The following is a 14,749-nucleotide window of genomic DNA, read 5'->3' on the forward strand; positions in this document are numbered from 1 at the left end:
AGTACAAATAATAACTGCAGATATAGGCTCTGCTGACACACTGAACACACAGCCTACTAGTGTACTGATTTTAGGGCGTTATGACTACGCTTGAGATCGCTTATTACGGGCTTTTGTCAATCCCGCGGGAAGCAGTCCTAAAAGCGCAAGTATAAAAGCGCCCCATAAACCAAACCGCTTGTACCAAGTATCGCCATTAACTGGGTAAAGCTCGGCTGAAACGGTTGCAGCCTTAAATTGCGGAGCTTTTTCGATAAACTGACCAAACTCATCGACAATAGCAGTGACACCGTTATTCGTTGCCCGTAAAAGAGGGCGCTGCAATTCAAGCGCTCGCATTCGGGATATTTGCATGTGTTGCCAAGGCCCGTGAGAGTCGCCAAACCAAGTGTCATTACTTATAGTGACCAAAAAGTCAGTGTCTTCAAAGGTATTGTCCCGAACCTGCTGCGGAAAGGCTATTTCGTAGCAAATGGCCATAGACAGCTTTCTGTTATTTGCTTCCAGGTTAGGCTGCTGATAGCCGCCCCGGCTAAAAGAGGACATGGGTAAATTAAACAGCGGAGCTATTGGACGCAAAATGTCTTCAAAAGGCACGAATTCACCAATTGGGAGCAAGTGGTGTTTTTGATAACGGTTTTCGCCACCATATTGGTAGGTGTCATCATCAAGCACAATAACACTGTTATAAAAGGCGTCATTGAGTCTGTCGTAATCGATAATGCCAGTAATTAACGCTGAGTCGTTAACCGACGCAGATTGTTCCATCGTGTTCAGAACGTCCTGCGCATAGGGCTCTAAAGCGGTTACCGCAGACTCAGGCCAAATCACAATATCATGATTGAATTTAGGTCGCGTTAAGTCGAGATAACGCAGAATATTTGGCCACTGCTGTTCGGCTTGCCATTTCAGTGACTGCTGAATGTTGCCTTGTACCAACAGTACACTGGTTAACTCGGTACTTCGCCAGGTAGGCTGCAATTTGTAACTTAAGTTTGAAACCGTGAGTAATACAAGTGGCACAATTAAGAGTAGTGGACGATGATATTTTACAGCCATTAAAATAGACAGTGCTGTTAGCCATAAGGCGACAGTAATGCCAGATTCGCCAACCAGAGGGGCTAAATTGGCAAATACACCGTCGGTTTGCGTGTAGCCAAGACTAAGCCATGGAAAGCCTGTGAACAGCCAGCCCCGAAGTAACTCAAAGCCCAGCCAAATAAGAGGAAGTGAGAAACGCCACTGTATGCTTCGGTGTGACAATTTTTGCCAAAGCCCGAATGCAAGTGCAGGAAATAAGGACAAGTAAAGAAACAGCAGCAGGAGAATAAGAAGGGTGGCGTAAATTGGTAAACCACCATACTGGTCAATACTAACGTAAATCCAACTCAACCCTGCGGTAAACCAGCCAAAGCCAAAGGTTAACCCCGCATAAAAAGCTCGCTTCGGAGCCATTGGCCAAATGACTTTCAGGACCAAAGGTAAAATAATAAAAGGCAACCAATGCCAGTTGAAAGGGGAGTATGCCAGAGTTAAAGATGCTCCAGACAAAAGCAAGAACAGAGAGTTAAGTTTACTCCCCCAGCGTTTCTTCATTATTCGGCGTTCTCCGAAGACTCGACTTCTTGAATGCTTACTTGAAGTTGTTGAATCCGTCGTTTGTCGGCGTTAGTAATACGGAAAGTGAAATTGCCTAAGGTAATTTCTTCTCCAGCTTGTGGAAGATGCCCAAAGCCATGGGCGATTAAGCCGCCTACTGTGTCGTGCTCTTCGTCGCTGAATTCTGACTTAAAGTACTCGTTAAAGTCTTCAATAGTGGTTAATGCTTTAACTGAGTATCGAGTCGGGCTTAAGCGACGAATGTTTTGTTTGTCGTCATTCTCATTGATATCGGTTTCATCTTCAATTTCGCCGACAATTTCTTCGAGAATATCTTCTATCGTAACAAGCCCTGAGACACCGCCGTACTCATCGACAACAATAGCCATATGGTAGCGGTTTGAGCGAAAGTCTTTCAGTAAAACGTCAACACGTTTGCTTTCTGGAACAATAACAGCAGGGCGCATAACTTTGTCTAGCGAAAACTCTTCGTCAGTGGCGTTAAAGCCATAGCTGAGCAAGTCTTTTGCCAGAAGAATGCCCTCTACCTGGTCTTTGTTATCAGTGACAACAGGGTAGCGGCTGTGCTGTGATTCGATAACGATAGGCAGAAACTCTTCAACGCTTTGGTGCACATCGATGGTGACCATTTGTGAGCGCGGGATCATAATGTCGCGAACTTTGAGTTCAGCAACGTCCAGGACACCTTCAATCATTTCCTTGGTATCGTTATCAATCAGGTCGCGTTCTTCGGCGTCCTGTATTAAATCGACGAGTTCTTCTCTGCTTTTCGGCTCACCGGTGAATATTTGTAATAACTTGGCTGCCCAAGATTTACCCGACGAGCCGTTGGCTGAGTGGGGGTTGTCGTCGCTCATTAAAGTGTTTGCTCCGTGTTGCTTGTAATTTCGTATGGGTCTGGATAGTCGAGAGAGGCCATAACTTTCTGCTCTAAAGCTTCCATTTCGACCGCATCTTCTTCTTGTATATGGTCGTAACCTAAGAGGTGCAGAGTACCGTGTATTACCATGTGCGTCCAGTGGGCGATGGATGACTTATGCTGCTCTTTTGCCTCACGTTCAACCACGCTTTGACAGATGACCAAATCGCCCAGTAATTGCACTGGCAGCTCCACAGGACTTGCAAACGGAAATGAAAGCACATTCGTGGGGTAGTCTTTCTCTCGGAATTGATGATTGAGTTGTGCGGCCTCTTTATCGGCTACAACTCTAACCGTCATTTCTAAAGGCTTGTCGAGCGCAAGTATGTCAGCAACCGCGTTAATTGCGGTTACTATAATCGACTCTTCCGGGGCAGACTCTATACCTTCTGCTATTTGGTAATCGACCGTGACTTTACTCATGAACGTTTATCGAACTCGTCGTAGGCCTGAACAATACGCTGAACAACCGGATGCCTGACGACATCGCCGGCCTGGAAGAACGTAAAGCTCACATCGGACACTTTATTTAGAACCTCAATGGCGTGTCTTAAGCCAGAGCGTTGTCCACGTGGCAAGTCGACCTGTGTAATATCGCCGGTAATTACCGCTCGTGAATTAAAGCCAATACGTGTCAGGAACATTTTCATTTGTTCGCAGGTGGTGTTTTGACTTTCATCCAGAATGATAAAGGCGTCGTTTAGAGTACGACCGCGCATATAAGCCAGTGGTGCCACTTCAATGACGTTTCTTTCAATGAGCTTTTCAACTTTTTCAAAGCCAAGCATTTCAAATAGAGCGTCATAAAGCGGTCTTAAATAGGGGTCTACCTTTTGCGCTAAGTCACCGGGTAAGAACCCGAGCTTTTCACCCGCCTCGACTGCAGGACGGGTGAGTAAAATACGGCGAACTTCCTGTCGCTCAAGCGCGTCAACGGCACAAGCAACGGCTAGGTATGTTTTACCCGTTCCGGCAGGCCCAATACCAAAGTTCACATCGTGTGCCAAAATGGCCCTGACGTACTCAGCCTGGTTATGGTTGCGTGGCTTAATAAGACCTCGTTTGGTCTTAATATGTGTCATCTTTTCCGCGGCTGGGTCGCCTTTGTCGCCATCTTGTTCAAGTACCTTGGCTTGTTGAATGGCAAGGTGTACCTGCTCTGGTTCAATTTGGCCGTCACGACCTTTCATTGGCGCAGTATCGACATATAAATCCAGCAGCAGCTGATGTACCGAAGAAACGGTTTTGGCATTGCCAATTAGACGGAACTGGTGACCACGATGGGTAATTTCAACGCCCAGGCGGCGCTCTATATGCTGCAGGTTCTCATCTAAAGGCCCGCAGAGGTTAGAAAGCCGACGAGAATCCGTCGGCTCCAATTCAAAATCTAGCGTTTGCGTTTGTGGACTCAATCGATTCCTCTTTAACTCGCTTGGGGAGGCATTTTCACAACACCCAATTCATCGGGTTCGTTGACTTTGCCTCTTTGTAAAATAGTTTCGGGCGCGGTGTCGACACGCAGTCCCATGTCAGCTTCTTCGCGAATAAGCTCACCACGTAAGCTGTTCGGTAACACTTCGGTGATACGAACATCAACGAACTGATCTATCATATGGGGTTGCCCAACAAAGTTTACAACCCGGTTATTTTCCGTTCTGCCTGACAGTTCCATCGGGTTTTTCTTCGATGGTCCGGTGACCAGAATTCTCTGCTCGGTGTCCAACATACGTCGCGCGTGCGCCATAGACTGTTGGTTCAGTCGCTGCTGTAAAATTTGCAAGCGCTGCTTTTTCGTTTCTTCTGAAACATCGTCAGGTAAGTCTGCAGCCGGAGTGCCCGGACGTGCGCTATAAATAAAGCTGAAACTCATGTCAAAATCAACTGCCTGGATCAAATCCATCGTAGCCTGAAAATCGGCATCGGACTCACCCGGAAAGCCAATAATAAAGTCAGATGACAGGGCAATGTCTGGACGTGCTTTCTTTAATGCACGCATTTTGGATTTGTATTCAAGCGCAGTATGGCCGCGTTTCATCATTGTTAGTACGCGGTCTGAACCACTTTGCACCGGTAAGTGCAGGTGACTGACCAGTTCAGGGATCGTTGTGTAGGCTTCAATAATATCGTCTGTAAATTCAACCGGATGCGACGTGGTGTAACGAATACGGTCAATACCATCAATGGCTGCAACCAGGTGAAGTAACTCAGCAAAGCGACATTGAGTGCCGTCAAAGTGTTCACCTAAGTAGGCATTTACGTTTTGACCAAGCAAATTAACTTCGCGTACACCTTGATCTGCCAGCTGAGCGATTTCATAAATAACATCGTCAACAGGGCGGCTGACTTCTTCACCACGAGTATAAGGAACCACGCAGAACGAACAGTATTTGCTGCAACCTTCCATAATAGATACGAATGCACTAGCGCCGTCTGCTTTGGGCTCCGGTAAACGGTCGAATTTCTCTATTTCAGGGAAAGATACATCAACCATCGGTGCGTGGGTTTCGCTGACTTGGTTAACCATTTCCGGTAAACGGTGCAATGTCTGCGGCCCAAATATAATGTCGACGAAAGGCGCGCGTGAACGTATTTCATCGCCTTCTTGCGAAGCCACGCAGCCACCCACGCCAATGAGTAAGTCTGGCTTTTTCTGCTTAAGGTTTTTCCAACGCCCCAGCTGATGGAAAACCTTTTCCTGAGCTTTTTCGCGAATGGAGCAGGTATTCAGTAAGATCAGATCAGCGTCTTCTGCTTCTTCTGCCACATCGTACCCGTGCGTCGATTTGAGTAAGTCAGCCATTTTTGCTGAATCGTACTCGTTCATCTGACAACCCCATGTTTTGATATATAACTTCTTGCTCATGACGACTCGATGGTTGATAGGTTCTAGAATTAAGACCGCGTATTTTATCGTTTATTGGGGCAAATTGCCAAACACGAATTTGCTAGCTTTTACGACGCGATCGTATTGCAAAATAACCCGCCACAAATATGATGAGAGCGCCCCATAACATGTGCCAGGCAAGTGCTTCATTAAACAGCCAAAAGCCCAGTAGTGCGGCGAAAATAACAGAGCTGTAAGTAAATACGCCGACTTTTGCCGGAGGGGCAATTGAAAAGGCTTTGGTCATAGCTAACTGACCGTATACGGCCAGTAAACCCATCGCTAAAACACCAAACCAATGATGGCTCGGAATAGGCTCCCATAACCAAAGTAAAGGAATGCCTGACGCAATTGTGGCTAATGCCGAAAAGTAAAACACAATTTTGCTGGCCGATTCTGTGCTGGACATACGACGTATTACGGTCTTAGTAAATGCGGCTAAAGCCGCTGCTAAAAATGCCACAGCAATGACCGGAGACAGTTCACTGTTCATTGGGTCTAGGAAAATAAACACGCCAACAAAACCAAGGGCAATAGCCAGCCAGGTTTGACGGGCGACATAATCCTTTAACCAAAGCCAGCCAATCACGGGAATTAGAAATGGCGATAACAGTAGTACCAATGTGGCTTGAGCAAGCGGTATGGTGGCAATGGCATAAAAGAAGAGATACATCGCAGTGATGCCGGCAGCCGCTCTGACTAAGTGCAAGCTGAGTCGTGTTGTTTTTAAAGAGCAGGTACCTTTTCGCCAAAGCCATGGCAGTAACACTAAAAATGCGGTTAAGTTGCGAAAAAAGACCAGTTGCTCGAAGGGTTGATCCTGGCTGATGAATTTTACCAGAGCACTCACACCAGCAAAGCTCGCTTCCGCGCTTAAAATTAAAAACGAGGCGAGAATAACAGCTTTTTGAGAGGTGTCTGTTGTTGGCATTCGTGTGCTCTTAAAAAATGTGATATTTCTACCGCTGAATCTGCCCATGATAACGGAAAAGACACTAAAAATGTGTTATTTATAGAGAACTTAAAATCACAGGCTTTTGCGGTTCTATGCAAGATTTAACAGTTGTCATAAATGGTGGTGGTATGGTTGGTGCGGCTTCGGCGCTTGCGTTCGCGAAAGCTGGGGCCCACGTTAAATTATTTGAGAGCAACCCACCGTCACTCGACAACCAAGGCAATAATTGGGACCTCAGAATTTCATCTGTGAATGCCGCTAACTGGCAGTGGCTTTTATCACTTGGCATTCATGGTGTTATTGACCCAGGCAAAGTAAAAGATTACCAACGATTAACCGTGACTACTCAGTCAGGGCAGAGCTTAACCTTTGATGCTAGTGAAGTGGGCCTGACATCGCTGGGAGTTATGGTAGAAAACAATGCGTTACAGTCTTCGCTTTGGCAGTGTTTACGCGACTATGACAATGTCGATTTCGTTACTGAGCAACGTATTGACTCGTTAGACAGTCAGCAGAAAACGGTTAGGCTGACGAACAACGAACACATACCTTTCGATTTACTGCTGGGGTGTGATGGCGCGAACTCCGTTATTGCCAAACTCAGTAATATTGCCTATCGCGGTTGGGACTACGATCAACGCTGTTTGCTTGCGAATGTTGAGCTAGAACAACCTATAGAGCCGGAGACCTGGGAAGTATTCAGACCGCAGGGACCTTACGCGTTACTGCCGTTGTCTGATACAAAAGCCTGCCTCATTGACTACGATGAAAGAGCCAGCATTAGGGCGCTTCAGCACGATGAGTCGGCGCTTCAGAAACATTTGTATTCTGTGTTCGAGCCTCGTGTCGGAAAATTTCGCGTCATAAAAGCGGCTAGCTTTCCTTTGCAACGTAAGCACGCATTATATTATACCTCTAATGGTTGTATTGCGCTTTTAGGGGACTCGGCACACAGTATTCATCCTATGGCGGGGCAGGGGGTTAACCTGGGTTTCGCCGATATTCAGTGCTTGCTCAACGAATTATCTAACAAGCCAGTGGCTCAGGCGCTTAACGTATACGAAAAACAACGAAAATTTGAGAATGCTAAAATGATGCGGTTAATGGATGCGCTTCAAATAAGCTGGCGCAGTACTCATCCACTAGCGCGGTTCATTGCTGATGTCTCGCTAACCGCGGCAAAAGCGCCGTTGCTGAAAAACTTCTTAATAAAGCAAGCTATTGGAGATTAGGTGAGTACAGGGAAGTGAGACTAAAAACAGGCACAAAAAAACCACCCTGAGGTGGCCATTGTCTGTTGTGGTGCGGAGGGAGGGACTTGAACCCTCACGTCCTTTCGGACACTAGCACCTGAAGCTAGCGCGTCTACCAATTCCGCCACCACCGCAACAGTAGTTAGTATGGCTGGGGCACCAGGGATCGAACCTGGGAATCGCGGGATCAAAACCCGCTGCCTTACCGCTTGGCTATGCCCCATCCAACTAAGGACAGCAATCACAAAATAAATTAAAGAAGCTAATGGCTGGGGCACCAGGGATCGAACCTGGGAATCGCGGGATCAAAACCCGCTGCCTTACCGCTTGGCTATGCCCCAATTTTAGCTACCCTGAGAGAGAGTTGGTGCGGACGGAGAGACTTGAACTCTCACGCCGTGAGGCACTGGAACCTAAATCCAGCGTGTCTACCAATTCCACCACGTCCGCACATTTCTCAGTTAAGTTGGTGGCTACGGCGAGATTCGAACTTGCGACCCCAGCATTATGAGTGCTGTGCTCTAACCAGCTGAGCTACGTAGCCAACTTTTTTAACTTTCCGCTCTCTGTGAGTGCGGCGCGTATTATGCAAATCGCTCCGCAACCCGTCAACCTATTTTTGAGAAAAAATACGATAAAGCAGCGCGTTTGTGCAAAAAAACAGTCATTTGATTAAAAAGAAGTCAGATTACCACGGGAGAGGGTCACCATTGCTGTGGTAAAACTCGCCCGTCGACTCCATTGAAAGTTCGTCGATTCGTTGCATGAGTCGTTCGGCCGCCGTTTCTGCCGGAATATCCCCCGCATGATTGACCATGTCGGTCTGGACGAAGCCTGGATGCAGTATCGCGACAGCAATGCCTTTGTCTTTTAGATCAATAGAAAGAGACTTGCCCGCTGCATTTAACGCGGCTTTAGACATTCTGTAGCCATAGCGGCTGCCCGAGCCGTTGTCTGAAATTGAGCCCATCCGGCTCGTAATCAACGCAATTTTGCTGCCTTTTGATAAGTTATCCAGTAACGCCTCGGTTACCCGCAAGGGCGCTAATGCATTGACCTCAAATTGCGCCCGAATGGTACCAGCGTCCAGCTCACCTAAAACATCCTTGTGTAGTAGCCCTGCGTTATTGATCAAAATGTCCACTTTCTTGTCGGCCAATGTTTCTTTTAAGCGCAACAAGTCTGAAGCTTTGGTAACGTCAACACCTTCTATAATGTCGACATCCAATTCGGTTAACTGCTTAGAGTTATTACGGCAAACAGCCGTCACTTTGTAGCCTTTTTCGGCATATTGCTTTGCAAATTCAAAACCAATGCCCCGGTTTGCTCCTGTTATAACGACATGAGGTTGACTCATTGTACGACTCCTTTAATCCGTTATTGGCTGACGCCACCTTCTGTTAACTTTTTAGGGTTTAATAGTTGTTCCAGGCGCTCACGTCCTAAATCGGTCATTTCGTCCGCAACATCGATAATAGGGCGACCGTTTTGGTAAGCCCTTTTCGCTATCTCAGCGGCTTTACTGTAACCAATAACAGGATTAAGCGCGGTCACTAAAATAGGGTTTTTAGCCAAGGCTTCATTAAGGCGCTCTTCGTTGACTTCAAAATCTTTAATGGCTTTATCAGCTAAGGCATGACAGCCGTTTGTCAGAAGCTCTATCGACTGTAGTAAATTATAGGCCACAACGGGCAGCATAACGTTCAGCTGAAAGTTTCCTTGCTGAGCCGCAGTTGTAATAGTGGTGTGGTTGCCGTTAACTTGTGCAGCCACCATAGCCACGGCTTCCGGTATTACCGGGTTTACTTTACCGGGCATTATGCTGCTGCCGGGTTGAAGTGCCGTTAACTGAATTTCCCCCAGGCCAGCTAGTGGACCACTGTTCATCCAGCGTAAGTCATTGCTTATTTTTAACAGCGTCGTGGCCAGGGTATTCAATTGGCCGTGTAACTGCAGATTCAATTCTTGTCCCGCAATGCCTGTAAATGGATTTGGGGATGCCTTAAATTCAGTACCGGTAAAGTCGCTGAGTTCTTTTGCAAAGGCTTCTGCGAAGCCCTCTGGGGCATTAATTCCGGTACCTATCGCTGTACCGCCCTGGGGCAGAATACGGCTGTGCTGAAGCAATTGTGGTAGCTGTTCTGCCGAATGGCTAAGCTGTCCAGCCCATGCTTCCAGCTCTTGCGCCAATGTCATTGGCATTGCGTCCATTAAGTGGGTTCGTCCGGTTTTTACGACGTCCCGAAGCTCGACAGCTTTACTCCGAATAACCTCCATTAAATGTTTAATGGCTGGCTGCAATTGTTCCTCCACGGCCAACACGCTGGCAACTTGAATGGACGTAGGTATGACATCATTGCTCGATTGACTCTGGTTGACGTGGTCATTGGGGTGAACGTCAACGCCGTCCTGTTTGCACAAGTTAGCGATAACTTCATTGACGTTCATATTAGAGCTGGTGCCCGAGCCCGTTTGAAAAATGTCGATAGGGAAATGGGCTTGGTGCTCACCGTTTATAATTTGTTCGGCGGCTTTGACAATTGCGTCTCGCTGCTTTTCTTCTAAACTGCCCACTTTGGTATTGGCTTTAGCTGCTGCCGCTTTGACTCTGGCTATAGCCTGAATCATATCGGTTGGCATCGTTAACCCGCTTATTGCGAAGTTGTCGACCGCGCGTTGTGTCTGTGCCGCGTAGAGCGCGTCTTCAGGAACCTGAACTTCACCCATACTGTCGCTTTCAGTGCGATATCCTTGAGTCATAAAGTAAACCTCCTGCGGCAAAGTGTTTATTCAAAGTTAACTTTAATAGGTATAACACATTACGAGCTGAGCGAGATGAAGATCAGTTTATTAGGTAAGCTAAAGTTGCGGAATTTGTGATGTGGGGTAATCTAGAATTATTAATCTAAAATGGAGTTTCATTTGAGAGCGCTTAATTACCTTTTGGTCACTTTCGTGTGTTTTCAGTCGGTCATGACGGTTAATGCAGAAGAGCTGACGCTGACTATTGTTGACGCAAAGGACAAGCCATTGCCAAATGCAGTGGTCATTGTTGATAACGAATATGTGACTGACAATGCAGAGCTCAAAATCGAGAAAACGATCATTGATCAGGTTGATCGTCAGTTCACCCCCTTTATGACGGCTATAAAAGCCGGAAGTGAAGTCACTTTCCCAAACAGCGACAATATTCGTCATCATGTCTATTCGTTCTCGAAGCCTAAGCCTTTTGAGCTTAAGTTATACGCGAATGAAGAAAAGCCGACATTAAGCTTTAATAAACCGGGTTTGGTGACATTAGGCTGCAATATTCATGACCAAATGATAGCCCATATCATTATTACTGACCGAGAAACCGCCTGGGTAACCGATGAAGAAGGCAAAGTGACTCTCGATATAAATATCCAGAGCGAGTCATCAGTAAAGGCTCGTCTATGGCATCCGCTGATAGGTTCGGATCTAACGTTGGCAAAAGAGGTGTCTTTGGTGAATGGAGAAAACAGAACGCTGTCGTTAAATGTGATAAACGAAGAGGAAGACAAGGAACCAAAGTCACGTCTAGAGCAACGATTCAACCGAACAGGTAATTTATGATTCGGCGCTTTCGCACCAGACTGGTTGTTATTCTATTGCTGCTTGTTTCAGGGGCTATTGCACTGTCTCTGACAGCAATGGGCTTTAGTGTAAAACAACAAGCTGAACGCTCCATCGCTCAAGAGCTGAATGTCAGTGAACGAGTTTTTCGCGAACTTCTGAATAGCCGCAGTGAGTTGTTGCTGCAAGCGGCACAAGTGTTGACCGATGACTTTGGCTTCAAGCGAGCAGTGGCTAGCGGCGATAAAGACACTATCGTGTCCGTATTAGTGAATCACGGAGAGCGCATCAATACTGAATTGATGGTGCTACGAACGCCGACAGGAGAAGAGATTGCTGCCACCCACCCAATTGGTGATGAAATTACTAATAACTCAAGTGGTCAGCAGCTGGCCATTGTTGATGGTGAGCTGTTTCAGTTGATAACGGTTCCGGTGAAGGCTCCGCAACTTATTGCCTGGGCTACTCTAGGTTTTCAGATAGATTCTCAGTTGGCGACAGAGCTACAAAATTTGGCGAATGCTGATATAACGCTTTGGAATGAGTCCTCAAAAAAGTTAATAGCATCCAGCCTTGAGCCGGGTGTCCAGGTTAACTTGCAGAGTGCGCTGAAACGTCAAAGCGCTCTACCTAACTGGCTCGAGCAACAAGCGTTAGTTGGGAAAGAGGCATTGCTTGATGCTTCGCAGGGGGAACAAGTGCACGTACTGTTGTCGTCGTCACTTGAAGAAGCTATGGCCGACTTTCACCGTGTTCAGCTGCAAATGTTGTTGATTGGCGGGCTTGCTGTGTTAATAGCTGGTGGGGTTGCTTTACTGATGGCACGCAGTGTCTCAAGGCCGCTTTCAAGACTGACGGAAGCGGCTAAACAACTGCAAAAAGGTGACTATGGCGACTTGAATCTTGAGAAGCGTGCCGATGAATTTGGTGAATTAGCAATAACCTTTGAGTCAATGAAAGGGGCTGTGTCTGAGCGTGAACGACGTATATCTTTTCAAGCGACGCACGATCAACTGACTCGGCTGCCGAATAGAACCCAGTTTGCCGCCGATTTAGAAGGGTTGCTTAAGGCCGGCTCAGTAGGAACATTACTGTTGGTCAATATCCGTAAATTCCGAACATTGAACGATACTCTCGGCCAAGAGGTCGGGGATCTTGTGTTAAAACAAGTTGCTCAGCGGATTATAGATTTTGATGAACAGTGCCTATCAGCTCGTATCGGCGGTGATGAGTTTGCCTTGGTTTTTGAGCAGGAGTTATCAGAGAAACATAAGCTTATTCAGAAACTTTACTCATTCCTTGAAAAGCCCGTAAAAGTAGGTGAGAGTGATTATCCGGTGTCTTTTAATGTTGGTGCTGTCGAGTTTCCTCGACAAGGCAAAGCCTTCGATACGTTGTTACGCCGAGCGCAGGTGAGTGCGCAGGAAGCTAAACGACAACATGACTTTGTGTTCTTTTACACTGAAGGGCTTGATGAGCAGCACTTGCGGAAGCTTGATATCCTGGAACACCTGGACTACGCGGCTGAAAATGATGAACTAACTTTGCTTCTTCAGCCAAAAATAGAAACACAAAGCGGAAAAACCATAGGCGCGGAAGCCCTATTAAGATGGAACAGTGAAAAGCTTGGTTTTGTCGGGCCTGATGAATTTATTCCACTGGCTGAACAGTCAGGGCTAATAAAAAAGCTGACGCAATGGGTATTCAGGCAGTCTGCGGATTACCTACGGCATCTTAATGCGCCAGACGGTTTTAGTTTAAGTATTAACCTTTCTGCCATTGATTTGCTTAGTGACGAAATTCTTTCTGTTATCGCTGAGCTTGAAGAAGATATGCCTGCACTGAATAGACACTTGGTCCTTGAAGTGACCGAAAGTGCCATTGTGAGTGATCCGGATGCGGCGATTGAACGATTAAACTGGCTTAGGGAGAAAGGTTATCAGGTTTCTATTGATGACTACGGAACGGGTTATTCGTCACTGGAACAAATGCGACGTTTGCCGGTAACTGAATTAAAAATAGATAGGGCTTTTGTTCAATATCTAGTGAGCAGCCCGGTTGATCAGTCAATTGTTCGGTCAACAATTCAGCTTGCCCATGAACTTGGGTTAAGAGTCGTTGCGGAAGGAGTTGAAGACACTGAAAGCTGGGAATGGCTGAAAAAACAGAAGTGTGATGTTCTTCAGGGGTTCTACTTTAGCAAGCCAATTTCTTTTAATGATTTTAATAACAGACTACAGGGAGAGTCTTGTGATTAAACGAGGATTATTGAGTGCAGCTGCTTTGGTGCTTGCAGTGTCTCCGTTAACAACTTTTGCCGATACTGGGTCAAAGTTACTAGCGACAGGCGGTGCGTCGACTATTGAGGGAGCCGGAGGTGGTGGTATTGTTCCCTGGGCGACGCTCAGCTCCTATGCAGATACTGGAGAGTGGGGAGCGACCGTTAATATCAGTGAAGTCTCTGTTGATGATTTTCGACTTAGCGTTCAGGGAGCCAGCTTCTCCTGGAGCAATCGTGTCGAACTGTCTTATGCTCAGCAGACATTCGACCTATCGACGATAGGGGGAGAGCTCGAGCAGAAGGTAGTGGGTGCGAAAGTTCGTCTATTTGGAAATCTGGTTTACGGTGACTGGCCTCAATTAAGTGTTGGAGCACAATATAAGAAAAATCAGAAATTTGCTCTACCTAGCGCGGTTGGCGCGTTAGATGACAGTGATACTGACTGGTATGTCAGTGCTGCTAAAGCTTGGTTGGATGGGCCATTTCATCGAACTTGGGTTGCTAACTTAACGGTACGTCGCACGCGCGCAAACCAGATTGGTTTATTGGGCTTTGGCGGCGATAATGAGCAGAATGCCAAGTGGGTGGCTGAAGCTTCTGTGGTCGCATTTTTAAACCGGTATTGGGCTGTCGGTGTTGAGTTCCGGGAAAAGCCCGATAACCTGAGTTTCGCTAAAGAGAACGCATGGAAAGATGTTTTTGTGGCGTACTTTCCATCAAAGGCGGTTTCTGTCGTAGGCGCATACACCGACTTAGGTTCTATTGCAGGTCTAGATGACCAAAATGGCTGGTATCTGTCATTGCAAGCAGCGTTTTAAAGGAAATAGCTATGAGAATATTAAGCTTCGTGTTTCTTCTTCTGTTATCGCCTGTAGTCTTGGGGCAAAGTCTTTATCAGCAATTAGGAGAAAAAGAAGGAATTTCTTCAATAGTTGAGGAGATGTTATACCGGGTTGGTGGTGATGAGCGTATTGTGCATCATTTCGATGGCGTTGATATTGTGCGCGTTCATAAACTCATTACTGAACAGGTTTGCGATGTGGTTGGTGGGCCATGCGACTACAGTGGGGATACCATGAAAGTATCCCATGAAGGCATGGGAGTAACTCATGCCGATTTTAACGCGTTGGTAGAACATTTGATCATTGCAATGGAAAAGCACAATATTCCTGTTTCGGCTCAAAACCAGTTACTGGCAAAACTTGCTCCAATGTACGGAGATATAGCAGAAAAATAAAAAAAG

Annotated in this window: 13 protein-coding genes and 5 tRNA genes; 5 read left to right on the forward strand and 13 right to left on the reverse strand. The window is 46.6% G+C overall.

Going from position 1 to position 14,749, the window contains the following annotated elements:
• Positions 1-84: 84 nt before the first annotated feature.
• The 6 genes from lnt to UM402_RS05005 all read right to left on the reverse strand — a co-directional run bounded on the left by lnt (position 85) and on the right by UM402_RS05005 (position 6,354).
• The gene (lnt, locus tag UM402_RS04980; RefSeq protein ID WP_058579399.1) at positions 85-1,596 is read right to left on the reverse strand and encodes an apolipoprotein N-acyltransferase; all 1,512 of its coding nucleotides are present in this window, start codon (positions 1,594-1,596) and stop codon (positions 85-87) included.
• On the reverse strand, positions 1,596-2,477 hold the full coding sequence (gene corC / locus UM402_RS04985) for a CNNM family magnesium/cobalt transport protein CorC (protein WP_058579398.1): 882 nt from the start codon (positions 2,475-2,477) through the stop codon (positions 1,596-1,598). Before corC ends, lnt begins: the two co-directional genes overlap by 1 nt.
• A complete protein-coding gene (gene ybeY / locus UM402_RS04990) occupies positions 2,477-2,962 on the reverse strand; it encodes an rRNA maturation RNase YbeY (RefSeq protein ID WP_058579397.1) in 486 nt (161 codons plus the stop codon). Before ybeY ends, corC begins: the two co-directional genes overlap by 1 nt.
• Positions 2,959-3,951, reverse strand: coding sequence for a PhoH family protein (locus UM402_RS04995; RefSeq protein WP_058579396.1), 993 nt, complete (start codon positions 3,949-3,951; stop codon positions 2,959-2,961). Before UM402_RS04995 ends, ybeY begins: the two co-directional genes overlap by 4 nt.
• Before the next feature lie 11 nt (positions 3,952-3,962).
• Positions 3,963-5,402, reverse strand: a complete 1,440-nt coding sequence (gene miaB, locus UM402_RS05000; RefSeq protein ID WP_058579395.1) for a tRNA (N6-isopentenyl adenosine(37)-C2)-methylthiotransferase MiaB — start codon at positions 5,400-5,402, stop codon at positions 3,963-3,965.
• Positions 5,403-5,484: 82 nt separating this feature from the next.
• Positions 5,485-6,354 (reverse strand): DMT family transporter, encoded by an 870-nt coding sequence (locus UM402_RS05005; protein WP_058579394.1) that lies wholly within the window; start codon positions 6,352-6,354, stop codon positions 5,485-5,487.
• A 116-nt stretch (positions 6,355-6,470) separates the two neighbouring features.
• On the opposite strand from UM402_RS05005, the gene UM402_RS05010 reads away from it, so the two are divergent.
• Complete coding sequence (locus tag UM402_RS05010; protein ID WP_058579393.1) at positions 6,471-7,610, forward strand: FAD-dependent monooxygenase; 1,140 nt, start codon at positions 6,471-6,473, stop codon at positions 7,608-7,610.
• A gap of 68 nt (positions 7,611-7,678) precedes the next feature.
• Here the strand turns inward: UM402_RS05010 and UM402_RS05015 are convergent.
• The 7 genes from UM402_RS05015 to UM402_RS05045 form a co-directional block, all read right to left on the reverse strand.
• Positions 7,679-7,765 (reverse strand) — tRNA-Leu (locus tag UM402_RS05015).
• Positions 7,766-7,779: 14 nt separating this feature from the next.
• A tRNA-Gln gene (locus tag UM402_RS05020) sits at positions 7,780-7,854 on the reverse strand.
• Positions 7,855-7,897: 43 nt separating this feature from the next.
• Positions 7,898-7,972 (reverse strand) — tRNA-Gln (locus tag UM402_RS05025).
• Between the two features lie 24 nt (positions 7,973-7,996).
• Positions 7,997-8,081 (reverse strand) — tRNA-Leu (locus UM402_RS05030).
• A gap of 17 nt (positions 8,082-8,098) precedes the next feature.
• A tRNA-Met gene (locus UM402_RS05035) sits at positions 8,099-8,175 on the reverse strand.
• A 144-nt stretch (positions 8,176-8,319) separates the two neighbouring features.
• On the reverse strand, positions 8,320-8,988 hold the full coding sequence (locus UM402_RS05040) for an SDR family oxidoreductase (protein ID WP_058579392.1): 669 nt from the start codon (positions 8,986-8,988) through the stop codon (positions 8,320-8,322).
• A gap of 20 nt (positions 8,989-9,008) precedes the next feature.
• The gene (locus tag UM402_RS05045; RefSeq protein WP_058579391.1) at positions 9,009-10,391 is read right to left on the reverse strand and encodes a class II fumarate hydratase; all 1,383 of its coding nucleotides are present in this window, start codon (positions 10,389-10,391) and stop codon (positions 9,009-9,011) included.
• A 162-nt stretch (positions 10,392-10,553) separates the two neighbouring features.
• Between UM402_RS05045 and UM402_RS05050 the strand changes: the two genes are divergently transcribed.
• Genes UM402_RS05050 through UM402_RS05065 form a run of 4 tightly spaced genes read left to right on the forward strand, consistent with a single transcriptional unit; the run spans position 10,554 to position 14,743 of the window.
• Complete coding sequence (locus tag UM402_RS05050; protein WP_058579390.1) at positions 10,554-11,225, forward strand: hypothetical protein; 672 nt, start codon at positions 10,554-10,556, stop codon at positions 11,223-11,225.
• Complete coding sequence (locus tag UM402_RS05055) at positions 11,222-13,483, forward strand: putative bifunctional diguanylate cyclase/phosphodiesterase (protein ID WP_058579389.1); 2,262 nt, start codon at positions 11,222-11,224, stop codon at positions 13,481-13,483. Before UM402_RS05050 ends, UM402_RS05055 begins: the two co-directional genes overlap by 4 nt.
• A complete protein-coding gene (locus UM402_RS05060) occupies positions 13,476-14,324 on the forward strand; it encodes a DUF3034 family protein (protein ID WP_289116700.1) in 849 nt (282 codons plus the stop codon). Before UM402_RS05055 ends, UM402_RS05060 begins: the two co-directional genes overlap by 8 nt.
• A gap of 11 nt (positions 14,325-14,335) precedes the next feature.
• A complete protein-coding gene (locus tag UM402_RS05065) occupies positions 14,336-14,743 on the forward strand; it encodes a group I truncated hemoglobin (RefSeq protein WP_058579388.1) in 408 nt (135 codons plus the stop codon).
• Positions 14,744-14,749 lie beyond the last annotated feature (6 nt).

The organism is Idiomarina sp. OXR-189, assembly GCF_034373425.1.
Lineage (GTDB): Bacteria > Pseudomonadota > Gammaproteobacteria > Enterobacterales > Alteromonadaceae > Idiomarina > Idiomarina zobellii.

What these genes read in the sequence shown, in the direction of transcription:
- lnt (WP_058579399.1), bottom strand. Translation starts at nt 1,596, where the DNA reads ATGAAGAAACGCTGGGGGAGTAAACTTAACTCTCTGTTCTTGCTTTTG.
- corC (WP_058579398.1), bottom strand. Translation starts at nt 2,477, where the DNA reads ATGAGCGACGACAACCCCCACTCAGCCAACGGCTCGTCGGGTAAATCT.
- ybeY (WP_058579397.1), bottom strand. Translation starts at nt 2,962, where the DNA reads ATGAGTAAAGTCACGGTCGATTACCAAATAGCAGAAGGTATAGAGTCT.
- miaB (WP_058579395.1), bottom strand. Translation starts at nt 5,402, where the DNA reads ATGAGCAAGAAGTTATATATCAAAACATGGGGTTGTCAGATGAACGAG.
- UM402_RS05005 (WP_058579394.1), bottom strand. Translation starts at nt 6,354, where the DNA reads ATGCCAACAACAGACACCTCTCAAAAAGCTGTTATTCTCGCCTCGTTT.
- UM402_RS05010 (WP_058579393.1), top strand. Translation starts at nt 6,471, where the DNA reads ATGCAAGATTTAACAGTTGTCATAAATGGTGGTGGTATGGTTGGTGCG.
- UM402_RS05040 (WP_058579392.1), bottom strand. Translation starts at nt 8,988, where the DNA reads ATGAGTCAACCTCATGTCGTTATAACAGGAGCAAACCGGGGCATTGGT.
- UM402_RS05045 (WP_058579391.1), bottom strand. Translation starts at nt 10,391, where the DNA reads ATGACTCAAGGATATCGCACTGAAAGCGACAGTATGGGTGAAGTTCAG.
- UM402_RS05055 (WP_058579389.1), top strand. Translation starts at nt 11,222, where the DNA reads ATGATTCGGCGCTTTCGCACCAGACTGGTTGTTATTCTATTGCTGCTT.
- UM402_RS05065 (WP_058579388.1), top strand. Translation starts at nt 14,336, where the DNA reads ATGAGAATATTAAGCTTCGTGTTTCTTCTTCTGTTATCGCCTGTAGTC.